Raw genomic sequence first — 24,596 nt, forward strand, 5'->3', positions numbered from 1 at the left:
TATTTCAAAATATGGTGTCCTTAATATGAAACGTTTCAAAATGTTTATCTATGTTTACGACACACAGTAAAATTCGCAAAATGCAGAGTCACCAAAAGTATAGTTTTTGACAAGGTATAACGATGTTAAGCAAATCCCAACTTGGGCATATTATCATTTAAGGGGGGAGACTAAATGTTGGGAAAATACTTTGTTTGCTTATTCTGTCTTGCTTGTAGTCAAACGCACAAGCGTCTCCATTTATGAAAATTGAAACAATTCCTGCTCCTGAAGGTAACTGGCATATATCCCAGAGGGTAGTGGAGAAATCCTTGCAGTGGTTCCTATTGATCAACGGGATAGCGATGATTATCGGTGGCGTGCTCGCGATGAGCATCTCCAACAAAGTATCACCGCAGAAGCTTCTGGCGTTCGGCATGTCGGTCGAAAGCTTGACGATGATCGCCATGGGGCTCTCAACGGATTACTGGTTCACGCTGGGGCTCCAGTTCATTAGCGGGTTCCTATTGCCGTGCATTCAGATCGGGATCAATACGATGATTTTACAAAATACGGAGGATTCGTTCATTGGCCGGGTAAACGGCATTCTGAATCCGCTGTTCATGGGTTCGATGGTTATTACGATGATGCTATCCGGCGCGATCAAAAACGCAATCACGCTCGTTCCCCTGTGCGTGTTTGCAGGCATATTCTTCCTTGTTGGCGTGGCGATTCTCGTTCCGCTGTTAAAGTTAAAGCGTGGCATTCAATCTGAACGGAATAAAGCTGTGGGTAACTAGTTTTGTTAGACATTAAATGAAATGAAGTCGATTTGTAATGGGATCTCTAAAGGGTATGCCCAAAAGTACATTCTGAAAATGCCCACATGTACGATTTCAATCCTCTGCTTGGACGTTATAATAACAGATATTCATGCAAGTAGAGGAAGGTGTTTACCATGGCAACGTTTTTGTATAAACTTGGAAGATTTGCTGCTCAAAAGAGAAAAACGGTCTTGTTTGGAACCTTAGCGGTACTCATCATCGCCGTTTCTCTTGGTCTTGGTATGGGAATTCATTTGAACGGTGAAATGACCATTCCCGGCACAAAATCCGAGGAAGCGATGAAAGTACTGAAAGAAGAGTTCTCACAAGGGAAAGGCCCTGAAGGCGGCACGATCCAAGTGATTTTCAAAGCCCCTGACGGTCAAACGCTAGAGTCGGAATCAACGCAAAACATGATAGCTAAGACGCTAAAGTCCATATCTGAAGATCCTGAGATTGCATCGATCGTCAGTCCATATGAGCCAGGAACAATTGGTTATAACAGAGAGATTGGATATGCGGTAATTACGTACAAATCTGAGGCGACTCAAGTCACCGATGCTTCTAAGGAACACATATTGGAAAGTGTTGAGCAAGCGTGTAGCGAGGGCTTGCAGACTGAACTCGGAGGAAGTGTCGAATTCAGCGAACTAGAAATTGGCGGCATATCCGAGATCATTGGCATCATTGCCGCATTTATGATCCTAGCCATTACATTCTCATCCTTGCTCGCTGCTGGGTTACCTATACTAACAGCAGTAATAGGACTGGGAATCGGTGTCATGTCCGTTATTATTGCGGCTAATTTTATCGAAATGGCATCGTTTTCCTTGATTCTGGCCATCATGCTCGGATTAGCTGTCGGAATCGACTATGGCTTATTCATTATTTCGAGATACAGACAAAATCTTGCGGAAGGCAAAGGGGTAGAGGAGTCCATTGCGCATGCCAATGCTACCGCCGGCAGCGCGGTTGTTTTCGCCGGATTAACGGTTATTATTACACTTGCTGGATTATCGGTCACGGGAATTCCATTCATCACTGTCATGGGCATAGCGGGAGCATTTACGGTACTTGTAGCCGTAGTGATTTCCGTCCTAGTCGTTCCAGCGCTCCTTGGATTTGCAGGTGAACGGATTCGTCCGAAGTCGAAAGCTGCTACCATTCAGGATCCCCCTAAAGTCAATGAACATTCCAATCGTTGGGGACGATTCATCACGAAGTATCCATTACCGATCGCTATTGCGGGCATTTTATTGTTAGGAGCCATAAGTCTGCCTGCACTGCATTTACAAACGGGGATTCCGGATAAAGGTTCTAAATCGACCGAAACAACGGACCGCCGTGGGTATGATTTGATCGCGGAAGGGTTTGGGCCCGGTATGAACGGACCGCTCGCTATTATTATTAAAGCGGAGACAACAGACAACGCGCAAGCAACATTTGCGAAGGTAGGGAAGGAACTAAGCGAGCTGCCGAATGTGGCAATGGCAACTCCACCGGTTACGAATGCAACGGGAGATGTAGCCATGGTAACGATTATCCCTGGAACCGATCCAAAAAGTGAAAGAACAACCGATTTGGTTCATTTGATCCGCGATAAGGCGTCTGAAATTAAGCAACAGGATCAAGTTGAGGTTATGGTTACAGGTTCAACGGCCGTGAATATTGATATATCCGAGAAATTGAATGATGCTTTTCCTAAATTTGCAGCTCTGATTGTGGGACTAGCATTGATTCTTCTCATGATGGTATTCCGTTCCGTCTTAGTTCCGATCAAAGCCGTGTTAGGTTATCTCCTTACGCTTACGGCCACACTTGGATTCGTCGTATTTGTCGTTCAGGATGGCAATCTCGCCAAGCTTTTCGACATTCCTGCAGCCGGTCCTGTATTAAACTTCTTACCTATCTTGGCTGCCGGAATTCTATTCGGTCTAGCCATGGATTATGAAGTGTTTCTGGTCAGTCGCATGCGCGAAGAATTTAACCATTCGGGAAATGCAAAAAAGGCCGTATTGTCTGGTCTCAAAAATAGCGGCAGCGTCGTAACGGCAGCCGGTCTAATCATGATTGCCGTGTTCGCAAGCTTCATCTTTGTTGAAGATGTCATGATTAAATCAATGGGCTTAGCGTTAGCATTCGGAATATTGTTCGATGCATTTATTGTACGGCTGACAATCGTGCCTGCGGTCATGACCCTTATGGGAAGCTCGGCTTGGTATCTCCCGAAATGGCTTGGACGCATTTTACCAAATATCGATGTTGAAGGCGAGTCCATTGCAAAAAAATCGGAAGTTAAAGAGAGAAATCGCCTATTTGAATCGAATTGAAATCTGTAATCATTTGTGCCTAATCGTACATGAGTGTATTTGTCCTTATGTACGATTTTTCTATGTTTAATATATGGTAAGGTATAATAGAAAACATGTTATTCGTAAATATGTTATTACTACAAGTACGAGTAGGGAGGACACATGGAAACGGGAAACGAGTTCAAGCAGTGGTCGCAAAAAAATCAATATAACGACTTACCCGATGCCATGTTTAATGCCAGAGTTCCGAGCATGACTTGGGTTTTTTTCATTTATTCCATATCCATGATTGTACAGGTTCTGCACGAGCCATCGTTTATTTCTTTGTCCTTCTTTTCGGGATTGATGCTTCTCCACGCCTCATTAATTTGGCACTTCTCATCTCTTACGGAAAAATATCCTTGGGTCTATTTCATGATTCAAGGCCTGATTATTCAGGGATGTGCGCTTATTATGGATCAAGCCACTGCTATGCTATTGCTTGGAATGTATCCTGTTTTGACGGGTCAAAGCATTGGTGTCTATAATCACAGAATCAAAATGGTAATGCTGTCCGTTATGTACTATGTTTTTTTCCTATCGACTTTCTTCATTATAGGACAAACCGAATTGTTGATTTTAATGTCGATCTTGTACGTGATGATGTCCGTCATTTTCGTTTCTTTTGCTGATTTATTTCTAAAGCAGGTTCATGCTCGGATCCGTACCCAGACCTTTCTTGAAGATCTGGAGCGTGCACATCGCAAGGTTGAGGAATTGACATTGGCGAACGAACGCCAACGAATGGCTCGGGATTTGCATGATACGCTGGCCCAAGGTCTGGCGGGTATCATTATGCAGCTGGATGCGGTCGACGCACATTTGACGAAAGGCAATTCCCAAAGAGCTCAAGAAATCGTCCAGCATTCCATGGTTCATGCAAAAAAAACATTATCGGAAGCCAGGTTAGCCATTGATAATCTCCGTTCAAAAACATTCGCAACGGTTGACTTTTCAGATGCCATTCGCGAAGAAATCGAAAGGTTCAATAATGCGACAGGTATTCCAGTATTTCTTGATATGAGCATGGAAGGCAGCATACCCAAGTTGATAATGGAGCATGGACTTCACATGATAGGCGAATGTTTAACGAATGTTGCACGGCATGCAGAAGCGAAGCATGTGTGGGTATACGTCCGTATAGAGGACGAGAACATGAATCTTGAAATCAAAGATGATGGGAAAGGCATTTCTTCGAATCATAGGGGTTCTAAGGCGGGGCATTACGGACTAATCGGCATGAAGGAGAGAGTTCGCATCTTAGGGGGTTCGCTTATTATTACCAATAATATTCCTTGCGGAACTTTGATAAAGATTGAGACAAAGGGTAAGAAAGGGGAGAATTCATGAAATACAACGTGATTATCGCCGATGATCATCTCGTGGTCAGAGAAGGGCTGAAGTTGATTATTGAGACAAATGATAATTTTCAAGTCATCGGAGAAGCGGCTAATGGAGAGGAGACTCTGAGTTTATTGGAATCCCTTACGCCCGATGTCATTCTTATGGACTTGAATATGCCTAAAATGAGTGGGTTGGAGACCATCAAGGAGTTAAAAGAAAGGAACATCAATATCCCTGTTGTTATATTAACGACTTATAACGAAGATGAACTGATGATTAACGGGCTGGAATTGGGGGCCAAGGGATATCTTCTAAAAGATACCGGTAGAGAGCATCTATTCCGGACGATAGAATCCGCAATTCGCGGCGACACGCTGCTGCAGCCTGAAATGATGGCAAGGCTACTCGCAGCAAGGAATAAACGCCATGATGAACAGGATACGTCTGCAGAGAAATTGTTGATCTCCGAGAAAGAACGAATCGTAATTCAGGCCATCGCGCGCGGTTACCGAAGCAAAGAAATAGCTGCCGATATGGGGATATCGGAGCGGACGGTCAAAGCTCACTTGACGAACATCTATAACAAACTGGGAGTGGATTCTAGATCCCAAGCCGTTGCTGTTGCGATTGAACGGGGTATCGTTCAAAGAGATTTAAGAAAGGAATGACATTTGTGTGATCTCGCCAACGCTGGATCCCAATCGGATTGTTGCTCCTAAGTATGTGCATACTTTCATCCTGTGCAAAAGGTAATGCTTATATCACGATACATCTTAATGGAATGGCCGAACTCGTAATGAATTTGTTGGTTAACAAAGACATGCTTACAATGATCGGCATGCCTGATTTGATGAAACAGATTACTGAACAATTTCAGGATAAAAGTATGGAAGTGAAGCCATTCGAGCAGGGTGGACAGGTCGGATTCACGGTATCCCGAACAATCAACCTTTGCGACATTTTCCATCATAATCTAAAAATTCATATTTAATTGTGTGGAAGATTGATATAATTTTATTGATAGAGGAAAATAAATAGATGGATTACGTCATAAACAAGACCTAGATAATATGGAGGAACTTTTAAATATGCAACAGATAAAGCAAACAGCATCTTGGCGACCTAGAAGTCTTATTCAGTGGCTACTGACATTCCTCTCAGTGGTAGTACTTCCTGTTATCGTTATGCTAGCATACTATCTCCTCGTTCCAAGCGATATGAATAAAATAATGAGTGGGCTTGCATGGGCTATGTCGCTATTTCCAGTGGTTCTATTAATCATAACATTGGTTATCATAGTTTTATTAGTACTAGCTTTCTGGAAAAAAGCCCTAATCGCTCGGACGATTTTGATTCCTCTATTGTTACTACTAATCTTTCTAATTGTACAACCAATCATTAGCATGTTGAGCTATGCTAAAAGCGAGAATATTTCGGTTTCTCTTAGCTCTCATTTTTTCAACAAGCAAGATATAACAAAAGAACCCATGCAGAATGTGGTATATGGAAAAACTACGGATGGTGTTGAGTTAAAGCTTGATGTGTGGACAGCCAAGGAAAATTCAGAAAACACACTGAAACCTGCCATTGTGCAAGTGCATGGAGGAGGATGGGTAGAGGGCGATAAAGGTCAGGCTCCACACTGGAATCAATGGCTGAATGAGTTAGGATATACAGTTTTTGATGTACAATATCGTATGCCTCCTCATGGAGGTTGGAAAGATGAAGTTGGGGATATAAAATCGGCACTAGGTTGGGTACTGACTAATGCAGATACCTACAAGATTGATTCCAAACGAATAAACTTAATGGGTTATTCAGCAGGAGGGAATCTAGCTATGCTTGCTGCCTACAGTATGGGGAGTGCACAGTTACCGCCTTCGACAAATGTTCCTGAAGTGCATATTAACTCTGTGATTAACTTTTATGGACCAGCAGATATGACAATATTTTATAAGAATAATCCGAGTATTGACTATGTTCAGGGTGTTATGAAGCAGTATATTGGAGGAGCCCCTTCCCAATACCCTGATCGTTACAAAATACTCTCACCTATCAACTATATTCAGGAAAATACACCACCTACCATTACATTTTTTGGAACGGGCGACCGTATTGTCCCAGAAAAACAAGGTAAAATTTTGGACAAGGCACTGGCTGTGAATGGTGTAGCTCATGAATTCTACCTTCTTCCAGAAGTTGATCATGCATTCGATACAAACCCAGGTAGTTTAAGCACTCAGTTTGCCCGAGAGAAAGTTACGGTATTTCTTCAAAAGTATAATAAATAAACATAGAATAGCTGAAAAAGTCTCCTTATTAGTAGCAGGGGGATAGAGGTTGGTGTTATGCTAAACATTCCTGTAGGGCATAAGAAATGGGCTTTTTCAAAAAGAGAGCGCCTCGGTATGATGGGCTTGTCGACGGGTTAAATACCCAACACCATCAAGGAGGTGCTCTTATTATGAAGTTTAAGCAATCAGACGGACAAAACAACGTATTGAACGAATTACCCCTTCGCATCTTATTATAGGGATCGATATGGCGAAAGAAACACATGTGACACAGGCAACGAACTTTCGGGGAATCTTGGTTTCTAAACGCATCTTTCGTTCTCCTCTTAGACGAATTAACGGCGTGTTGGGGATACCATGCTGATCATCTGCACGTTTGGAATCCTGGTGATCATTTTATCTTTTGTCAAACAAAAAAGACCTTGAACGAGTGAAAAATTATCAGAGTTTACCCAGATATTTTACTAAGCTAACGGGACACACTAGTTCAAATCAGAAAGATTAAAACCTTCTATTAGAAGCAAACTAGATTTAATAGCTCTAATAGGAGGTTTTGTTATGATCTTAAGTGAGTTGTGGCGACTGTATGAGACTGATAAACGTATCCAAGGATTTAGTCCGAAAACATTGAAAGCATACGCTCTCCAGCACAAAATGCTGATGAAGGAACTCGGTGACCTGGATATAGCCGAGATAACTTTAACTCTGCTGAAGGAGTACTTAGCGAAGCAATCTAATCGGTTGAAGCCAAGTAGCCTAGGACACCGGATTCGGTTTGTTCGTTCCCTTTTTCGCTATGCTTTTGAAGAAACATACTTGACTTCTAATCCCTCCCTAAAACTACGAGAACCTAAAATGGATAAACGAATACCTAAGTTTTTAATCGAGGAAGATATAATTCACTTAAAGATCGCTTGTCAATCACTGAGGGAAAGGGCGTTACTTGAGTTTCTCTACAGTACGGGCTGCCGAGTTGGAGAAGTGGAGAAGATAAATATCGAGGATCTTAACTGGGAAAACTGCTCTGCAATTGTTAATGGCAAGGGTTCAAAGCAGAGAGAGGTTTATTTCACGACAGAGTGCAAAGTGTGGCTGAAGAAGTATCTGGCCAGCCGTGAAGACAACTGTAAAGCCTTATTCGTAACCGATACACATCCGAGTAGACGGATGGCCATTCCTACGATCAGGTGGGCGTTGAAACGACTTGCAGACCGAGGAGAGCTTGAAGTAAATCTATATCCGCATCGATTTCGTCATACATATGCGTGCCAACTCCTCGATAATGGAGCGCCTTTAGATTTTATTCAAGGCATGCTGGGGCATGAAAAAGCATCGACCACTCAAATATATGCTCAGCTGCGCGGCGAACGACGGAGAGAACTTTATCGTCGATTTTTTTAGCATTTTGATAATAGCAGATTCCACCTTAAAGTCCGCCTTTATTCAACTAAAGGGCAGGATAGTTTCAAGATAATGTAGAAGATATTCAGAAAAAACAAGGTAGAGAGGATAATAAATTGAAACAAGAGATAATAATTAATCTTCCAATAGTAGCAGATGAAGTTCCCAATTTAAGAGAACTGGTTGGTTGGGACGGCAGATATTCAGATTATCCAACATTGTTCGAACGTTGTAACTTTTGGGCTGGTCTTAGGGATGAGGAAAATAAGCTTATAGCATTCGGCTATGTTGCTGGGATGGGGTTGCAACACGGGTACATGGAAGACATCATTGTACACCCAAAATACCAGAAAAAAGGAATTGGCGAATCCCTGGTTAAGAAATTACTTCAAGAAGCAGAACGTGTTGGGTTAGAGATTGTTACATTGACATTTGATACAAAACATACATCCTTTTATAGCAGGAGTGGATTCACTCCCTGTTCTGGAGGACTATGGAGGAGAAAAGATTGAACTAACGGAGATCTTTAGTTTAATGGTACATTTAATGAGCAGGCGCTACGGTAGCCTGCTGTTTTCATTGAAGTAACGGGCAGTTTAGTTGAACAAGATAAGTGGAGGTTTTATGTCGCATTTGACGCAAAATGCGTAGTAACAAAAAAAAGAAAAGGCATAACACCTAAGTGATTACACCTGTGAGATAAATTAATCCCAAACTCGTACTCTTGGAACCCTTGCCATTCTTAAGTAATCCAGCAATTGACCAGTATGGACTGATTCATGATAGGCGACTCTTAGCAACATGTCACCTAAACTTCTTATGTAACCTGAATCAGAACGATCAATTTTGATACTTGTTAAATCTTCTTCAGAAAATGACTTAATAGTTTCTATGAAGTGATTTCTAAATGGTTCTGCAAATTCCAATTCTGCATTTACAGTGGAAAAAGGTTGTTTTTCGAAAGGAGAATCAAATACAGCCAGACTGCCTTGATTTTGGATAGCTAGATGGTAATAATGTTCACCTTCTAGAACATGCCTAATCATCTCTATACAAGTCATTGCTTCGTCATCGGGTTTCCAATTTAGTTTTTCTTGGGGAATCGATGTCCAAACCTTAATACTTCTTCTTCGTACTTCGTTGAAATTTAAAAGAATTAAATCAATTGAGTTCATAATTTATCCTCCTTTAATTGGTATGTATTAAATATACACGAATGTACGTTCGAATAAAAGAAAGCGATTTTGGTTAAAGCACTACGTTACACTTCAAAGAAACACCACAATACCAATCTATTAAGGGGTGAGAGGATATGGACTATAAGTAAAAGAGCTTCATAGCTTCCGGTGAGATCCTCAAGGCTTATACGGATAAGACCAAGCCGGGTCCTTGGGTGATTGCATACAGCGGGGGAAAAGATTCCACCGTCACAACAGACCTTATGCTTAAGAATATGAAACAGCTCAAGATTTACAACCCATCAGAGCTTACGCGTGAAGTATATATCACAACGGCTCAGACGCATCTGGATTTTGTAACCGATCCGCTGAAGCAAACAGAACTCAGCAAGATTAGAAGATTCATTGAGGATAATGAGCTACCTGTAAAAATTGTTGAAGTATCTGCCCCAATCGAAAAGAGCTTCATGTATCTGGTGTTAGGTCGGGGATATCCACTACCCAAGAGCCGCATGAACCGGTGGTACACAGCAAGGTTAAAGATTGACCCATCACAGCAGGAGCATAAGGAAATCAATCTGATGCTAACGGTGACTGGTGTCAGGCTTAGTGAATCAGCAGAGCGGCGGAACAACATCGAGAACCGTCAGGTGTCAGAGTATTTCAGCGAGAAGGAATTTATGCCGATCGTCAATTTCACGCTGGATGATATTTGGAGTTATCTAGTCCGCGAGGGAATGTGCTGGGGTGATGCCGAAGCGCTGGGGCAGCTATACAAAGAGGCTACTGGAGAATGTGGATTAAGGCAGCGTAAAGCTGGGGCTGGAGAGAAGAACGATGATCCATGTGGCGCTCGTACAGGATGTATCATTTGCCCAGTGGTGACCATCGATAAGAGCAGCCAAAAGTTTGCAAAGCACAATCCGTGGTTGCAGCCTTACGTTGGCCTACGGAACTTGATGATTGAAATGTACAAGGATCCACGCAATAAAGCTGGGCGTAAGCGTGATGGAACGGTACTGGAATATGGTTACGGTACATTTACCGTCAAAGCCCGCATGAAACTTTACGAGGCAGTGCGGCAGGCTGAACAGGAGAATGAGGAACTAGCCCGGATGCATGGAGTGGAACAACAGAAGCTTATCTACTCTCAGGAGCTTGACGAACTGATCCACCAGCAATGGGAAGAGGACTTACGGGAATGTCCGTGGGTCGAGGATGCAGCTGAGGTTGGTAGATTTTACGAGACCAAGATCAAAGGGCTCCAGGTGGGTTATCAACTAATTTGGAACTATCTATACGACACATCAGAACCAATAGAACAAATAAAAAAAACTGACTTATGTCAGGTTAATGACTAGATATTCTTGTGTCTAAAGTATCCTACTGTGCAAACAACAGTTGTTAGTCCAAACAAAATAGTACGGGGAACGATATTTAGAGATGTTATCGACACGAAGCATGTTACAGCAGATAGCCAAATTATCAGGTATGTACTTTGGTTTCTGGTCATGTTAAGTCGCCCTTCCAATAAGTGAGATAAATTCAATATATACCATTGTAATGGGGGTTACAACAGATACAACGCATTCTATTTTAAGGGAGTAGGAGTATCCCTCCTCTCCCAAAGGTATGACGAAGTAGACGTAAACTGTGAAGGAGGAAGCTGGGAAAATGATAGCTAAGTGTAAAGGGTTGAGTTAACTATCCAGCTTGTTTGTTGATGTCTTTAATGTTTGTGCAGCCTCATCGAGATAGATATCTAAAAAAGTACCATCAGTAAATTTAATAACCACAGCATTAGTAGTGATGGCGACATCTTCAATCGTCCTACCTTTCAGTTTGTCAGGTATAACTTTCAAATTAGTCGATTCCACATTCATCAAATCCTTTCATTGATTACACATCTTAGTAATCGGTAATAAGTATATAAAACCTATATTAGTCTACCCTTCTCATAATAAAAGTAATACATGAATGATAGAAATAATGAATAGTAGACGTATACGGCGCACTATTAGACACGATAAAGAATACCCTCATTTCTGAGGGTATTCTGAAAGAGGAAGATAAATTAACCAAGGTGACTTTGGATCAGTCGAATCGAGTAATTGCGCTGTCAATTTTCCTTCTTGGCACCAGTTTCTAATCTGCCGTTCGGTTTTCCTGAAAATTTCAGATGCTCGCTTTGTGCTGATAATATTCTCGAACGGATCAACCATTCGCCTTAAATCATTTTCGGGACTTCACAAATGAATTCACATATATCATGCTTCGCAAGGAAGTTCGGATAATCCTTTCCAAACACTTGGAGTAAGGTCGTCAATAGAGATTAAATTGTTCTCTGGACCAAGGAAAACAGTAATATAATACCGGGTTCCGGAAGTATCCTGAAGAACAAGATGATATCCTCCGCTTCCAAAGAAGGGATTACACGTATTCAATACCGTCAATTTATCCTTTATAGCATACTCCTCTTGAATATATTTGCTACCAAATTCCCTAGCTTTATCTTCTATTCGCTGTTCTGCGAAGCTGAAATACGCCAATATAATTAACAGGATTAGGAGTAAGGCGAAAAAAACTAATATAATTGTTTTCTTCTTTTTCATTAATCCTCCTGCTTAATAAGTATTAGTCATACAATACATGTTACATGGAAAACTTCACTAAAGATAGGATCGGTTCATTCGTCGGAAAATCAATATAGTGTTCCTGATGATCCTCATCTCCGGTGTTATCATTTACAATGAACATACTGTCAAAGTTATCATATGAGAAGCCCTTACCTACAGTCCAGTGATATGGATAGGCATAATCATTATTTGGTTCATAGAATGTAAATTTTCTATCAAATTTCACGGCCACCGGACGGTTGTTATTAATTTCGGTTCTATAGCTCGAATAGCCAGTTATCGGATCGGCATCGGCTGATGCGTAAAATTCATCATGGTGAAATTCTAAGCCCATTTGCATAGTGGCGGACCCCATACCTATAATAGTCCCACCATGTTCATTATAAAAATGGTTTATCATATTGGTTTGGGAGCCGTAGAAATATGGAGAAGGTACCAAATTAAACCCTCTATAGACCCTCCAATATTCAGAAATAGCCGCCATGGTAGCAGGACCGCAAGCAGATGCCTGGTTGGTAACGCCTGTTCCATACTGATCAAAAGTGGTCATGGTCAATTTCTTTTGCATCATTGCCAATGCAGTTCCTCTCTCTGCCGAAGTTTTGAGATAATGATCCCAGGATGCTTCGGAGTTTGGATTTTTAGCGAGTCCAACATTGCTATCCACCATTGATTTTGATTCATTATTAACTTTTTCACTACTATTGATTATTATTTCTTCGGTGTTTAATGCTTGAGCCGCTGATATTCCTCCAAAATAATAAAGTTTACCGTTTGAATTCAGTTCCGTAATATCCAGACTACCCGCTGGACTAGCAGCTAGCACCGGTGAGTACTCTTTATTTGCTGACACCAGTACATATTGATGATTAAACTTATAATAATATGCTAAAAGTTCATCATTCATGTCATACATTGGACTAACTGAAGTTAATTGCGGCATTGATTCTGGAAAACCGTTGGATTGAATGAATGTTCCTACAACCAGATCGGCTTCGTCCCTAGAAACATTTACTTCGTTCGAAACTGAATAATTGCTCGCGAAAGACATAGATGGCATAGTAAGAATAAGAATAAGTGAAAATACTAAAGTTTTAATTGAGAGCGTCTTCATAATTATCTCCTTTTTATTTTAAATTTTTTTCTATATATGCTTAGAATAATCACCCCTTTGTAATTATGGAAATTTTTGTTATTTATGTGGCATCCATATAATAATATATTTTTTTTGAAATAGTACACAGTAAAGTTGATATCCCGTTAGGAATGCTGAGAAGAGCGGAGTTTTTTGTGCCTCCACTCGGGCTGATATTCCGCTATATGTGTCGTACCCATAGATAACTATTGCGTGTCGCTGTCTTTCGCTTTTTTACTCAAAGAAATTACATATCTGATAATCCATTAGGGCTGATCAAGACACCTGCTGCTGCTCGTCGTTCTCCGAGATGTATTTCCCAAAATGAGAAGAATGCTCTTCTCAAAGAAATGAGGTATAGACGGGGTGCTAGAGAATATGCAATTGTATTGACCTTTCTACGATTGGGCCTACGTGTTCATGAGCTTTGTGATCTGCAGCTCAGAGACTTAATGTTAAGCGAAAAAAAAGGAACCGCATATATAAGTGGAAAAGGAGATAAATATCGGGAGCTAGAGCTTGAAGCCGATCTTGAGGAGAGAATAGAGCGTAACAAGACTCCCCATAGACTTGAACATAAACCGACAAAGAGAGATATCACATTCTCTGAACAGGATCTAAAACAGACAATGGAGCAACATCGATTGAACTCGTTAGAGGGAGAAATTATAAAAGAAAACTATTTGAGAATAAACAATACGAAAATCAACGCTCGTGAAGTTGCTGAAATCATAAAAAATAGATTCGATTTATAACGATTCTTGTTAAACTAACGGGACACGATAACTCAATAACGACACACGGGCAGATCAGTGTGGGATTTATGTTATTTATTCAGGAGGATTTTTTATTGTGGGTTATGAACTGGATTTTAAAAAAAGGGTACATGAAGTTATTACACAGAAACAATTATGTTCAGTTATGAATGACACTAAGTGGGGAAACTTACAAAGTGATGTACTAAATAAACTCCCTTTTACCCCGCCATATCAAGCTAAGTATGTATTAGATGATGTACTTTATCCAGAGAACTTTGAAACCGACGTCTGGTATTTAGGGGATTGGATAGAAGGACTTTCACCTTTTTTTTCTGTAGAATGGATACGGGTTAGACCAAGGTATCAGAAGCACAAGGGGAATCTGCTTCCTCCTGAATTAATTGACATAAGTAAAGAATTTCTTTCGATTTTACATGAATTAAGAATTCCGTATAGAGAAGAAAACAATACATTTTTCATTTATGGATACATTTCAAATACTGACTCACTTTTCAAAGGTAATCAATTAAACTAACGGGGAACGTTAGTTCAATAACAGCGTCAGTCTAAGACTTTATTTATCAAGTCTTGTTCTGCCGCTGCTTCTTTTAATGAATCAGTCTAAAACTAATTTTTAAAAAACTGAGTAATCTCCAATTCAAAACCCCCGTTAAATCAACAACTCCAGTCTAATACTTTATTTTCACCGAACAAGAAGATTTAAGTGAGATGTTCGGCAGGAAAAACTATCCTGATTATCTAGCCATCGCATTTGGAAATATGGCAGGAGATGTCTCTGAAGGGTGTATTAGTGAACTTATGATGAAGAGGGGGAAGAATAGATAATATCAGAACATTAGTTACAGAGAATTTAAATTCACAAAAAAAATAGCCGCTAAACAGTTCCTCACTGTATAACGGCTGTTATCTTTTCTCTTATGCAGTCGCTTCAATTGCATTGTCCTGAACATAAGAACTAAGCTCTTGCTGAAGCGCTGTGCTGATGGAAGTCATTGGGAGGCGAAGCGTATCCGAATTGATTAGGCCATTCTGGCTAAGCATCCATTTAATTGGAGCGGGGTTCGATTCCTTGAACAAGAGACGGATGATCGGCAGTAGTTGTTCAAAGTTTTCTTTTGCCAAGTCGAATTGACCCGATTTGAAGGCTTCGTATATACGGATACATTCTGCTGGATAAACGTTCGCAGTAGCAAGCATACCACCAGCTGCCCCGGAGCTAAGCATTTCATAAAAGAGTGAATCGTCGCCGCCAAGCACAGGTTTGCTACCTGTACGAACTAGCTCAGTAACCATTTTGGTGCTACCTGAGCAGTCTTTTAATCCGACAACATTATTCATTTCTAGGATTGTGCGTGCAGTGTCTAGGGTCATAGCAGTACCAGTACGACTTGGAATGTCATAAGCCATGATCGGAATACCTACTTCTGCTGCTTTGCGGAAATGGGCAATGATGCCCTCTTGCGATGGACGACTATAATAAGGGACGACTACTAGTGCGCAATCCGCACCAAGGTTAGCTGCGATCTCTGTGCGTGCTACCGTAGAAGCTGTGTCATTGGTTCCTGTACCGACTACTAAGGGGATAGATGTTGATTGTAAAAGCTCACGAGAAGTGTTTACTAGAAGCTGCATTTCATTTACGGTTACAGTTGGCGATTCACCGGTGGTTCCATTAACGACCAGACCTTGTATGCTGTTGTTAATAATGTTCTTTACATAACGCTGATACGAATCCAGATCGACTTCACCAGCAGCATTGAACGGGGTGACCACGGGGACATAAATTCCATAAATCTGTTGTTCTGTAAGCATAAATTATCGGCCTCCAAAATATTTTAATTCCTCTACATACACTTTACCATGGAATGTTGCATCGTCGTTAGCTATAATAAATGATGTGTATCATCAAAAATATTGATGTTAGGGTGAGGTTATGGATTTAACCTATTTACGAACATTCCGCGAGGTAGCTAAACGTCAGAGCTTTACACGGGCTGCTGAAGAGCTAGGTTACGCGCAGTCGAGTGTTACGATGCAAATACAGAAAATAGAGAAGGAATACGGAGTGCCATTGATAGAAAGGCATGGTCGACAGCTGCGTCTTACCCCGCCTGGAGAAGAGTTGTTGAAGCTATTCGTGGAGATTTTGGATCTGTATGATCGTTCTAAAGAAACCATCGCCCAGCAAATTGGAGGTACGCTAACGATTGGTACAATTGATTCATTAGCTGCTTTCTACTTACCACCCTACTTACAGCAGTTGAGGACGAAATTTCCGAAACTTGATATCCATCTACAAACGATGCAGGAAGCTAACCTCTTGGCCAAAATAAAAGATGGGGAAGTAGACATTGGTTTGATGCTCGATCGTACCACTACGGATTCTTTACTTGATCGTACGATCATTAGAGATGAACCACTCGTGTTGATAGCCCCCATTAACCATCCCCTTGCCCAGATGGATACAGTAACGCTACAGGATCTAAATAACTGCGAATTAATTGTTTCTGAAGAGAGCTGTATTTACCGGAGTCTGTTCGAGAATTTGTTAAAAGAGCACGGGATTATATTCCGCATAGGTTTTGAGCTTTCGAATCTAGAAGCGATCAAACGATGTGTTATGAATGGTTTAGGGATTGCATTATTACCTAAAATTGTTGCAGAGGAAGAAATTGAGCGGGGGAACTTGGCTGAGCTGCCATTCGCACATCAAGAAATTCATTTTGATCTTCAGCTTTTGATGCATCCTAAGAAGTGGAAGTCTCAGCCATTGCAATTTCTAACGCAAATGTTACTTGCAAATCATTAGTTTATTCCAATCAGGGTCTTTCACCACAAACCATTGTTGATCTTGAATTTCGTTTACTATCTCTACACCGAGCTCCTTCATATAGTTGAAAGAGGCTTGCAAATCATCGGTTATAAGCATAAGAGCAGGTGTTGTAATTGGAGGAGCCCCTTCAGGCTCTAAACCTCCCCACATGGGCATGGTGTCCAGAATGATCCCAGTGCTTCCTTGCATAGTTAACGGGCATAAATGACCGTTCATAATCGGATGATTTGCTTCCTGGAGTCCTAGGACTTGGCAATACCAGCTACGGGCTTTTTCAATATCGTGTACGGGGATAAATACACTGCCAATCAAATTCTTAATGGGACTTGTTGCTGAAGAATTTACAATGGACTGCGCTTGTTTATTCATTCGAATTCCTCCTAGGTCTGATAATGATAACCCTTTATTTGGGATTTATGCATCTAGTCTATTTAAAACATAGAATCAGCCTACGCGCAAGTGGGTCATTAGTGATCAATAGAATCTTAAATTTGTATGCAAAAGATAGCATTCTTTAAAGAAAATCGCTGTAAATATTGACATTCAAAATCAGTTTATGTTATATAAAAAGAAGAATTAGCACTCATCTAACAAGAGTGCTAATCACGAAATGTTGGACAAGATGTTATTTTGAAAGGAGATCTACTTATTCATGGCCAAAAAAGAGTTTAAAGCCGAATCGAAAAGATTGCTGGAAATGATGATTAACTCCATTTATACACAACGGGAAATTTTTCTTCGCGAGTTGATTTCCAATGCAAGTGATGCAATTGATAAGATCTATTACAAAGCATTAGCTGATGAAAGCCTGGTCTTCAATAAAGAAGATTATTATATTAAAGTGACTGCCGATAAGGCGAACAGAACTTTGACGATCTCCGATACAGGTATCGGGATGACGCAAGAAGAGCTAGAGAATAACTTAGGAACAATCGCGAAGAGCGGATCTCTTGCATTTAAGAAAGAGAACGAAGCCAAAGATGGTCACAATATCATCGGACAGTTCGGTGTTGGCTTCTATGCTGCGTTTATGGTAGCAGATGACGTAATTGTGATCAGTAAGGCGCTTGGTAGCGACGAGGCCTTTAAATGGGAGTCTAAGGGTGCTGATGGCTATACTATCGAGCCTGTCGAGAAGGATTCTGTAGGTACTGAAGTGATTTTGAAGATTAAAGAGAATACCGAAGAAGATCAATACGATGAATATTTGGAAGAGTATCGCCTGAAATCCATCATTAAAAAATATTCTGACTTCATTCGTTTCCCAATTAAAATGGACGTGAAGGAGCAGAAGCCAAAAGAAGGCACAGAGAACGAGTTCGAGGAAGTTGTTCAAGAACAAACCGTGAACAGTATGGTGCCAATCTGGCGGAAGAACAAAAACGAGCTGACTACAGAAGATTACGATAACTTCTATGCAGAGAAACGTTACGGCTTCGATAAGCCGCTTAAACATATTCATATCAGTGCAGATGGTGCTGTAGTGTATAATGCGATCTTGTTTATCCCAGAAAATACACCATTTGATTATTACACAAAGGAATATGAAAAAGGTCTTGAGCTCTATTCCAATGGTGTATTGATCATGAACAAATGTGCGGATCTGCTGCCTGACTATTTTAGCTTTGTAAAAGGTATGGTAGATTCAGAGGATCTTTCGCTGAACATCTCCAGAGAAATGCTCCAGCATGACCGTCAGCTGACTCTGATCGCTAAGAACATTAAGAATAAAGTGAAGAGTCAACTGCAAAGCTTGCTGAAGGATGAAAGAGAGAAATACGAGCAGTTCTATAACGCTTTTGGCAGACAGCTTAAGTTTGGTGTGTATAACGATTATGGAATGCACAAAGATACACTTCAAGATTTGCTGATGTTCTACTCCTCCAAGGAGAAGAAGCTGGTAACACTGGACGAATATGTATCAAGAATGCCAGAAGATCAGAAGTACATCTACTATGCATCCGGAGAGTCGATCGACAGAATCGAAAAGCTCCCACAAACCGAGCTTGTATCGGATAAAGGGTATGAAATTCTCTACTTCACTGATGATATTGATGAATTTGCGATCAAGATGATCATGTCTTATAAAGAAAAAGAATTTAAATCCGTATCCAGTGGTGATCTGGGTATCGAAGCAGACGAAGCGGACAAGCCAACGGAAGCGGAAGAGAACGAAAACAAGGAGCTTTTTGAAGCGATGAAGGACATCTTGTCCGGCAAAGTGAAGAATGTTAAAGCTTCCAAACGTTTGAAGACTCATCCGGTATGCCTCTCTGCTGAAGGTGAACTGACAATCGAGATGGAAAAAATCCTGAAATCGATGCCGAATGGGCAAGAGGTTCAAGCGGATAAGGTACTCGAAATCAACATCCATCACGAAGTCTTCCAGTCTTTGAAAGCAGCAGCTGAGAACGATAAAGAGAAGCTCGGTTTATACACGAACCTGCTGTACAACCAAGCACTGTTGATCGAAGGTCTACAGGTTAGTGATCCTGTTCAATTCACCAATGATATTTGCAAAATCATGAAATAGATATTAGAAAAGCCATCCTATCGTATTACGATTGGGTGGCTTTTTTTGTGCGGAAAAGGTAGTAATCGATTTCAGAGTCATTATTTGTGCAACCGCTGATCGAATAGATTATTTCACCTTGTGTATTTTTTTTACTCGTCACTTCGGAGCAGGTATCGGTTCTAACTCCTGTGTTACTTCCACCGAATGCATCATTAGAAGTATCGTAGCTATAACTAATTACATTGCCATCAAACTTCAAATCCTTAAATATGGGATCGCCCTCATCTGTGTAACTTGTAACTCGTATATTGTCTGCTTTTTTGCTGGAGAGATTAGTTATAAATTGCTCGAATTTATCGAGGTTGTACACTTTTTCAAAAGAAACAATATCCCCTCTACTGATGGCTTTTTCGGAAGTATAGGGTTCACTTTTGGGAACAGAATTAACCTTATTATCGGAACAACCCCATACCCCTGCTAGTAAAAGAACAGAGAGTATAAGCAAGTTTACTTTTTTCATTGAAGGACCTCCTCCTTGTAACTTATTTATATAAAAGACGAAAATTAATTGAAAAAGTTACAGTGAGCTTGATGTTTCACATTGACAATAAACAGAAAATTAAGTATCATTTCCAGTAACTTGAATATTTAAAGGCAAAGAAGAGAAAGAGTACCACGGCAATTCTTTCTACAGAGAGCTCCGGTCGCTGAAAAGGAGTAAAGAAAAACCTTGGGAATATGGTCTCAGAGCTGCGCATCGAAACCTTTTGGGTTGTAGGCTGCGCCGGAACCTGCATCCGTTATAGTGCTAGGGTATAAACGTTTATTAACGTCGTACCTGAAGAGGTAAATGTCATGAGGCATTTATAAAATTAGGTGGTAACACGTGAGTAGAACTCTCGTCCTTTGTGGATGGGAGTTTTTTTGTTGTCTAAAAAAAGGAGGAGAAGGTTAATGAGTAATGTGTTTATTGGTGGTGCTTGGCCGTATGCGAATGGATCTTTACATCTTGGAAGATTATCAAGTGTGTTGCCTGGGGATGTGCTGGCACGCTATTTTCGCAGCAAGGGGGATAACGTTTTATATGTGTCAGGCAGCGATTGTCATGGCACACCTGTAGCGGTTCAGGCTGCTAATGAAGGGATCACACCCGAAGCTTTTGCCAGTCGATACCACGAAGAGTTTCTGCAGTGTTTTGAACAGCTGGGATTTAGTTATGATCTTTATACTCGAACGGATCAACAGCAGCATCATAAGGTTGTGCAAGAGTTGTTTGCGAAGCTACTAGAGAATGGTCATTTATATAAAAAAACCATTGCGCAATGTTACTGTGAGGTGGATCAGCGCTTTTTGCCAGACAGATACGTGGAAGGGACTTGTCCAGTATGTGGCCAGCGGGCGCGTGGAGATCAATGCGATTATTGTTCTACGATTCTAGACCCTGCCGATTTATTGGACAGAGTCTGTAAATTATGTGGGAATACACCGTCAGAACGACCGACAGAACATTTTTATCTTAGCTTATCTAAATTTCAATCTGAATTAACGGAATATGTAGAGGAAGCACAATTTTGGAGAGAAAACGCTATAAAACTGACCAAACGTTATTTAAAAGAAGAACTGCAGGACCGCGCGGTAACAAGAGACTTATCTTGGGGTGTAGATGTTCCTATAGCTGGATTTGAAGACAAGAAGATTTATGTTTGGATTGAGGCGGTAAGTGGTTATTTATCAGCCAGTAAGCAGTGGGCTGCACAGTCTGGGCGGAGCTGGGAGGATTTTTGGTCAGAGGAACAAGAGGACATCACCGCTTATTATGTCCATGGTAAAGATAATATTCCTTTTCACACCCTGATATGGCCAGCCGTCTTATTAGGAGCAAGAGAACTACATTTACCGGATCGGATTATATCCAGCGAATATTTAACCCTTGAAGGGCAGAAGTTCTCCACTAGCCGTAATTGGGCAGTCTGGGTACCTGATATTCTAGAGCGGTATCATCCTGACTCTATTCGTTATTTCTTAATTGCCAACGGGCCTGAGAAGCGGGATACGGATTTTTCCTGGAGAGAGTTTATTTATAGTCATAATGGTGAGCTGCTTGGAGCATTTGGTAACTTTGTGAATCGCTCATTGGCTTTTGTAGAGAAGTTTTATGAAGGGATCGTGCCAAGTGGAAAGTTAGATAAGGGGTGGAGCGACAACATTGACCTCTTGTATCTGGAGTCAGGACGCCTAATTGAAGCGGGAGATTTGAAGGATGCGCTCGAGTATATTTTCTTTTATGTACGTAAGGCAAATCAGTATTTTGATCGGCAAAAACCTTGGATTCAGGTAAAAGAAGATCAGGAGTCCTGTGGTTCTACAATATATACATGCGTGCAGATTATAGCTAATTTGGCGAATTTGCTGCATCCGTTTCTACCGTTTTCTTGTGAGAAGATCAGGGGATTCCTATCGCTTGAACTACCGAATTGGAAGCCCCGCTCGGTTCCCCCTTATCAACAGGTAACTGATTTGCAATTGTTGTTTGAACGAATTGATATAAGTCAAATTAAAGAAGAAGAGCAAAGATTAGAACAACAAAAAGTCAATAAATAGGAATGGTTAAGACAAGCTCCGGGCAGGATCTTTAACCCTTTAAAAACATCCCTGCTGATTAACCAATAAATTACATCACAGCATAGCAAAAAGGACGCCTTTTTTTGTGGAATCATTTGTACCATCAAATGACTCTGTAACAGAAAGAGGCGACCTCATATGAAAGTCTAAAATGCTTCCAAATCTTATTCAATCCGTACTTCTCGAGGAAGACTTTGTGATTCGTCTAACTGATAATATGATTATTCTCTTACTTACTTGTTCTCCATGCAAGGATACCCGCGTTCATACTCTTACAAGCCTCTAATGCTACTTCTGACGTATTAAGCTCATCCCCCCAAGCGATGTAGTAACGGAATTCATAGAATCCACCTAGTGTCGCCTTAAAGTTCGTTTCCCAATAATTATTCATGGGCCATGAATAGAGATGGGCTGGATCATGCGCGAGTCCAGGGTGTCCGCTCAATAGTCGATCCTCATAGTCTAAGGAGCCGAGTTGGATGAGAGGTGTATCTGGCATCGCAATGGCAACACCACGTGTGTCACGGACAAAAGCTACACCTTCATCGACACAATAGAAATCTGCTAAGGATCCAGGCAATTGATCAATTCGTGGACGTAAGGCTGCGCCTGTCTTTTCTATCCACAGCGCATCTTGCCCAGCAGCGGAAGCACTCCCAAACGGAAGTGAAATGTACACATTTTCTGGATCCCATACACTTTCCTTATGCATGCGTACGGCTACATCAGCACGTGCGCGATCACCGTATACGGTGACGAGTAAGGAATAGTGACTGCAACCATTCACGCGATAGGTCAATTGAACTTTTCCATAAAGTGCACCCTTTTCAACGATATTGACATCAACTAATGCTCCGACAGAGGTTATTGCATCAGCGCCTCTACGATTACGTCCCATCTTACGGCGTACATCATACATGCCAAATTCATTAGGTGCTTCTGTTACGTTGTAGACAGGGGAGAATGCATTGTGATTACGATCAGACCGCAGTAAATCTTGTTGACTGCTCTTGTCAAACCACTTCGTAATCCCTGCCCCGGGTTCCCATTCGATTCGAACGAAAGGTGACTCGATAAATTTAGGCGTCACATGTAGCTTCGGTGGAACCGGAGGAATAATATCCAGCATGCGATCGGATCCAACATAATCTGTTCGATATGCTGTTACGGGCGGATGCTCTTCGATTGCCTTAATCGTCAATTGTACCTTTTGATTAGGCTGCAAAGTTACTGGAATTGTAATGACGACCCCGCGGTGTCCCGTCACCATTTGAGCTTCGTAGACGGTTCCAGTCACTTCATCGATCACTTCAAAGCCATTTTTCAGCTCTGTAATGTACCAGCCCTCCATAATTAACTGGGCATAATCGGTTTGTATAAATTCACTTGGGTTATACAATTCAAATTTCATAGGACGATCTGGTCCTAATAGTGCATCTCCTTGTGCCTCAAGGATATCGTATAATGCGGTATGGGCAAGTGAACTCGCATTTGCGGCATAAGCTTCTTTACGACAGCCCAGCTCTTGTACGAATGGGTTCCAAGGTTCTGTCACAGAGGAATGGTATCCCCATGTATGTTCAGCAAATAAAGCCAACTCGTATTCAATCGCCTCAAGCCGTACTTGGTCAACAATCTCACGGGTAGGATCTATTTGCTTCACTTTCGTGTACACGCGTTGCGCCTCTCGGAAGATCTGAACATGCATCGGAGTAGTAGCTGAGCCATCTGTCCACCAATCCGGCCAATCTCCTCGAAAGGTCTCGATCTCATCCGGATGCTCGTTCGCATATGCTCTTAAATCTGTAAAGAAATCATCCAGTGTCGCTGGTTGAATCAAGATCCGATCACCATGCAACGCATTCCAATGGTTTACAAAATCCATTAATGCGGCATTCGGTGAGCCATTATCTGTAGGGAGCCCAGATACCATGACAGGTACTAACGGGAAGGTATAGCCATCTTCAACTAATTGCTCTAAATATCGATCAAACCGCGCTTCAGCGACTTCCAAGGACACGCCTTTTCGCACGTCATGCTCATCACGAATCGTATAGGAACCTCCTATACCAGGAATCAAGCCGAGGTCATTTCCGAACATATAATGCTCGCCACTCCACGTTAGAATTCGATCACCTTTTGGTGTTTCCCACCAGAATGGAATTTGTTTCTTCCATAATGGAAACATGGAGTGATGTGTATGAATACAGGTTATTAAATTCTCGATACCAGCATCGGCCAAGACTTGACTATATCCCCAACCAAAGCCAGTGATGTCTGCAGTCATAGCAGAACGTACGGGGAATTGAATCGATTGACCATAGTCAGTAATCCGTTGAATCATGACGGAGAGCATCTCTTGATTTAATTGCTCGCCGAAATTGAGATAGGTTCCAGATAGACCGATATAGCCTTTTTGTACCGCTTGCGCGAATTCTTCTTTTTCTGTTGGTGTCGCTTTTAAGAGGAAGGATTCAACAGGCCAGAACGTTTCGCATACCCATTTGTAGCCCTTCCAATCTAGGCGAGCACCGCTTTCGATGTCACGTACAATTTGTAACGCTTGCCGAATGTAATTGACATGATACTGCCGGATTTTCTCTTGACGTTCTGTATAGCCAACATCCGTATGGGAATGTTGAATGACGTAAATTTTCCATGGTTTGTGGGTGTTCATTGTAAAGCTCCTCTCAGGTATTTTATGA

General features: G+C 41.3%; 22 protein-coding genes and 1 other annotated feature. Of the genes, 14 read left to right on the top strand and 8 right to left on the bottom strand.

Features of this window, described 5'->3' with window-relative positions; translation table 11 throughout:
- Positions 1–242 precede the first annotated feature (242 nt).
- The 8 genes from NSQ29_RS08310 to NSQ29_RS08350 all read left to right on the top strand — a co-directional run bounded on the left by NSQ29_RS08310 (position 243) and on the right by NSQ29_RS08350 (position 8,705).
- Entirely contained in the window at positions 243–779 is a 537-nt protein-coding gene (locus NSQ29_RS08310; protein ID WP_341124765.1) for an MFS transporter, read from the top strand.
- A gap of 158 nt (positions 780–937) precedes the next feature.
- On the top strand, positions 938–3,133 hold the full coding sequence (locus NSQ29_RS08315) for an MMPL family transporter (RefSeq protein ID WP_341124766.1): 2,196 nt from the start codon (positions 938–940) through the stop codon (positions 3,131–3,133).
- A gap of 144 nt (positions 3,134–3,277) precedes the next feature.
- Positions 3,278–4,504: a sensor histidine kinase gene (locus NSQ29_RS08320; RefSeq protein WP_341124767.1), complete on the top strand. Its 1,227-nt coding sequence runs from the start codon at positions 3,278–3,280 to the stop codon at positions 4,502–4,504.
- Positions 4,501–5,166 (top strand): response regulator transcription factor, encoded by a 666-nt coding sequence (locus NSQ29_RS08325; protein WP_341124768.1) that lies wholly within the window; start codon positions 4,501–4,503, stop codon positions 5,164–5,166. The genes NSQ29_RS08320 and NSQ29_RS08325 overlap by 4 nt, the downstream gene beginning before the upstream one ends.
- Before the next feature lie 113 nt (positions 5,167–5,279).
- Complete coding sequence (locus tag NSQ29_RS08330; RefSeq protein WP_341124769.1) at positions 5,280–5,489, top strand: hypothetical protein; 210 nt, start codon at positions 5,280–5,282, stop codon at positions 5,487–5,489.
- 97 nt (positions 5,490–5,586) lie between these two features.
- Positions 5,587–6,789 carry an alpha/beta hydrolase gene (locus tag NSQ29_RS08335; protein ID WP_341124770.1) on the top strand — a complete coding sequence of 401 codons (1,203 nt, stop codon included), beginning with the start codon at positions 5,587–5,589 and terminating at the stop codon, positions 6,787–6,789.
- Positions 6,790–7,350: 561 nt separating this feature from the next.
- On the top strand, positions 7,351–8,193 hold the full coding sequence (locus NSQ29_RS08345) for a tyrosine-type recombinase/integrase (protein WP_341124771.1): 843 nt from the start codon (positions 7,351–7,353) through the stop codon (positions 8,191–8,193).
- 116 nt (positions 8,194–8,309) lie between these two features.
- Entirely contained in the window at positions 8,310–8,705 is a 396-nt protein-coding gene (locus NSQ29_RS08350) for a GNAT family N-acetyltransferase (RefSeq protein WP_341124772.1), read from the top strand.
- Positions 8,706–8,897: 192 nt separating this feature from the next.
- Here NSQ29_RS08350 and NSQ29_RS08355 read toward each other — a convergent pair whose 3' ends face one another.
- Positions 8,898–9,368, bottom strand: coding sequence for a DinB family protein (locus NSQ29_RS08355; protein WP_341124773.1), 471 nt, complete (start codon positions 9,366–9,368; stop codon positions 8,898–8,900).
- A 218-nt stretch (positions 9,369–9,586) separates the two neighbouring features.
- Between NSQ29_RS08355 and NSQ29_RS08360 the strand changes: the two genes are divergently transcribed.
- On the top strand, positions 9,587–10,732 hold the full coding sequence (locus NSQ29_RS08360; RefSeq protein WP_341124774.1) for a phosphoadenosine phosphosulfate reductase domain-containing protein: 1,146 nt from the start codon (positions 9,587–9,589) through the stop codon (positions 10,730–10,732).
- Between the two features lie 339 nt (positions 10,733–11,071).
- On the opposite strand, the gene NSQ29_RS08365 is transcribed toward NSQ29_RS08360, so the two are convergent.
- The 3 genes from NSQ29_RS08365 to NSQ29_RS08375 all read right to left on the bottom strand — a co-directional run bounded on the left by NSQ29_RS08365 (position 11,072) and on the right by NSQ29_RS08375 (position 13,121).
- Positions 11,072–11,248 carry a hypothetical protein gene (locus NSQ29_RS08365; protein ID WP_341124775.1) on the bottom strand — a complete coding sequence of 59 codons (177 nt, stop codon included), beginning with the start codon at positions 11,246–11,248 and terminating at the stop codon, positions 11,072–11,074.
- A 390-nt stretch (positions 11,249–11,638) separates the two neighbouring features.
- Positions 11,639–11,983 (bottom strand): hypothetical protein, encoded by a 345-nt coding sequence (locus NSQ29_RS08370; protein WP_341124776.1) that lies wholly within the window; start codon positions 11,981–11,983, stop codon positions 11,639–11,641.
- Positions 11,984–12,023: 40 nt separating this feature from the next.
- Complete coding sequence (locus NSQ29_RS08375) at positions 12,024–13,121, bottom strand: Spi family protease inhibitor (protein ID WP_341124777.1); 1,098 nt, start codon at positions 13,119–13,121, stop codon at positions 12,024–12,026.
- Positions 13,122–13,351: 230 nt separating this feature from the next.
- On the opposite strand from NSQ29_RS08375, the gene NSQ29_RS08380 reads away from it, so the two are divergent.
- Together NSQ29_RS08380 and NSQ29_RS08385 are read left to right on the top strand one after the other, a co-directional pair.
- Positions 13,352–13,897: a tyrosine-type recombinase/integrase gene (locus NSQ29_RS08380; protein WP_341124778.1), complete on the top strand. Its 546-nt coding sequence runs from the start codon at positions 13,352–13,354 to the stop codon at positions 13,895–13,897.
- A gap of 97 nt (positions 13,898–13,994) precedes the next feature.
- The gene (locus tag NSQ29_RS08385) at positions 13,995–14,435 is read left to right on the top strand and encodes a DUF6678 family protein (protein WP_341124779.1); all 441 of its coding nucleotides are present in this window, start codon (positions 13,995–13,997) and stop codon (positions 14,433–14,435) included.
- Positions 14,436–14,836: 401 nt separating this feature from the next.
- Here the strand turns inward: NSQ29_RS08385 and dapA are convergent, their stop codons facing one another.
- Positions 14,837–15,733, bottom strand: coding sequence for a 4-hydroxy-tetrahydrodipicolinate synthase (gene dapA, locus NSQ29_RS08390; protein ID WP_076286276.1), 897 nt, complete (start codon positions 15,731–15,733; stop codon positions 14,837–14,839).
- Positions 15,734–15,854: 121 nt separating this feature from the next.
- On the opposite strand from dapA, the gene NSQ29_RS08395 reads away from it, so the two are divergent.
- Entirely contained in the window at positions 15,855–16,730 is an 876-nt protein-coding gene (locus NSQ29_RS08395) for a LysR family transcriptional regulator (RefSeq protein ID WP_042189369.1), read from the top strand.
- On the opposite strand, the gene NSQ29_RS08400 is transcribed toward NSQ29_RS08395, so the two are convergent.
- Entirely contained in the window at positions 16,713–17,123 is a 411-nt protein-coding gene (locus NSQ29_RS08400) for a VOC family protein (RefSeq protein ID WP_341124780.1), read from the bottom strand. The genes NSQ29_RS08395 and NSQ29_RS08400 overlap by 18 nt on opposite strands.
- Positions 17,124–17,406: 283 nt before the next feature.
- Here NSQ29_RS08400 and htpG point away from each other — a divergent pair, with 283 nt between their 5' ends.
- Positions 17,407–19,287 carry a molecular chaperone HtpG gene (htpG, locus tag NSQ29_RS08405; protein WP_076286274.1) on the top strand — a complete coding sequence of 627 codons (1,881 nt, stop codon included), beginning with the start codon at positions 17,407–17,409 and terminating at the stop codon, positions 19,285–19,287.
- Between the two features lie 25 nt (positions 19,288–19,312).
- Here htpG and NSQ29_RS08410 read toward each other — a convergent pair whose 3' ends face one another.
- Positions 19,313–19,789 carry a DUF4362 domain-containing protein gene (locus NSQ29_RS08410; RefSeq protein WP_076286273.1) on the bottom strand — a complete coding sequence of 159 codons (477 nt, stop codon included), beginning with the start codon at positions 19,787–19,789 and terminating at the stop codon, positions 19,313–19,315.
- Between the two features lie 128 nt (positions 19,790–19,917).
- Positions 19,918–20,179: a binding site (T-box leader), on the top strand.
- Between the two features lie 44 nt (positions 20,180–20,223).
- Between NSQ29_RS08410 and metG the strand changes: the two genes are divergently transcribed.
- A complete protein-coding gene (metG, locus tag NSQ29_RS08415) occupies positions 20,224–21,870 on the top strand; it encodes a methionine--tRNA ligase (protein WP_341124781.1) in 1,647 nt (548 codons plus the stop codon).
- A 250-nt stretch (positions 21,871–22,120) separates the two neighbouring features.
- Here the strand turns inward: metG and NSQ29_RS08420 are convergent, their stop codons facing one another.
- Positions 22,121–24,568 carry a glycoside hydrolase family 38 N-terminal domain-containing protein gene (locus tag NSQ29_RS08420; protein ID WP_341124782.1) on the bottom strand — a complete coding sequence of 816 codons (2,448 nt, stop codon included), beginning with the start codon at positions 24,566–24,568 and terminating at the stop codon, positions 22,121–22,123.
- Between the last annotated feature and the right edge of the window lie 28 nt (positions 24,569–24,596).

The sequence above is a fragment of the Paenibacillus sp. FSL F4-0236 genome, assembly GCF_038000135.1.
Taxonomy (GTDB): Bacteria; Bacillota; Bacilli; order Paenibacillales; family Paenibacillaceae; genus Paenibacillus_AQ.

Excerpts from the sequence above, each read along its gene's own strand:
- NSQ29_RS08310 (WP_341124765.1), top strand. The coding sequence starts at position 243 with ATGAAAATTGAAACAATTCCTGCTCCTGAAGGTAACTGGCATATATCC.
- htpG (WP_076286274.1), top strand. The coding sequence starts at position 17,407 with ATGGCCAAAAAAGAGTTTAAAGCCGAATCGAAAAGATTGCTGGAAATG.
- NSQ29_RS08355 (WP_341124773.1), bottom strand. The coding sequence starts at position 9,368 with ATGAACTCAATTGATTTAATTCTTTTAAATTTCAACGAAGTACGAAGA.
- NSQ29_RS08320 (WP_341124767.1), top strand. The coding sequence starts at position 3,278 with ATGGAAACGGGAAACGAGTTCAAGCAGTGGTCGCAAAAAAATCAATAT.
- NSQ29_RS08345 (WP_341124771.1), top strand. The coding sequence starts at position 7,351 with ATGATCTTAAGTGAGTTGTGGCGACTGTATGAGACTGATAAACGTATC.
- NSQ29_RS08400 (WP_341124780.1), bottom strand. The coding sequence starts at position 17,123 with ATGAATAAACAAGCGCAGTCCATTGTAAATTCTTCAGCAACAAGTCCC.
- NSQ29_RS08420 (WP_341124782.1), bottom strand. The coding sequence starts at position 24,568 with ATGAACACCCACAAACCATGGAAAATTTACGTCATTCAACATTCCCAT.
- NSQ29_RS08325 (WP_341124768.1), top strand. The coding sequence starts at position 4,501 with ATGAAATACAACGTGATTATCGCCGATGATCATCTCGTGGTCAGAGAA.
- NSQ29_RS08335 (WP_341124770.1), top strand. The coding sequence starts at position 5,587 with ATGCAACAGATAAAGCAAACAGCATCTTGGCGACCTAGAAGTCTTATT.
- NSQ29_RS08410 (WP_076286273.1), bottom strand. The coding sequence starts at position 19,789 with ATGAAAAAAGTAAACTTGCTTATACTCTCTGTTCTTTTACTAGCAGGG.
- NSQ29_RS08330 (WP_341124769.1), top strand. The coding sequence starts at position 5,280 with ATGGCCGAACTCGTAATGAATTTGTTGGTTAACAAAGACATGCTTACA.
- dapA (WP_076286276.1), bottom strand. The coding sequence starts at position 15,733 with ATGCTTACAGAACAACAGATTTATGGAATTTATGTCCCCGTGGTCACC.
- NSQ29_RS08375 (WP_341124777.1), bottom strand. The coding sequence starts at position 13,121 with ATGAAGACGCTCTCAATTAAAACTTTAGTATTTTCACTTATTCTTATT.
- metG (WP_341124781.1), top strand. The coding sequence starts at position 20,224 with ATGAGTAATGTGTTTATTGGTGGTGCTTGGCCGTATGCGAATGGATCT.
- NSQ29_RS08315 (WP_341124766.1), top strand. The coding sequence starts at position 938 with ATGGCAACGTTTTTGTATAAACTTGGAAGATTTGCTGCTCAAAAGAGA.
- NSQ29_RS08370 (WP_341124776.1), bottom strand. The coding sequence starts at position 11,983 with ATGAAAAAGAAGAAAACAATTATATTAGTTTTTTTCGCCTTACTCCTA.
- NSQ29_RS08395 (WP_042189369.1), top strand. The coding sequence starts at position 15,855 with ATGGATTTAACCTATTTACGAACATTCCGCGAGGTAGCTAAACGTCAG.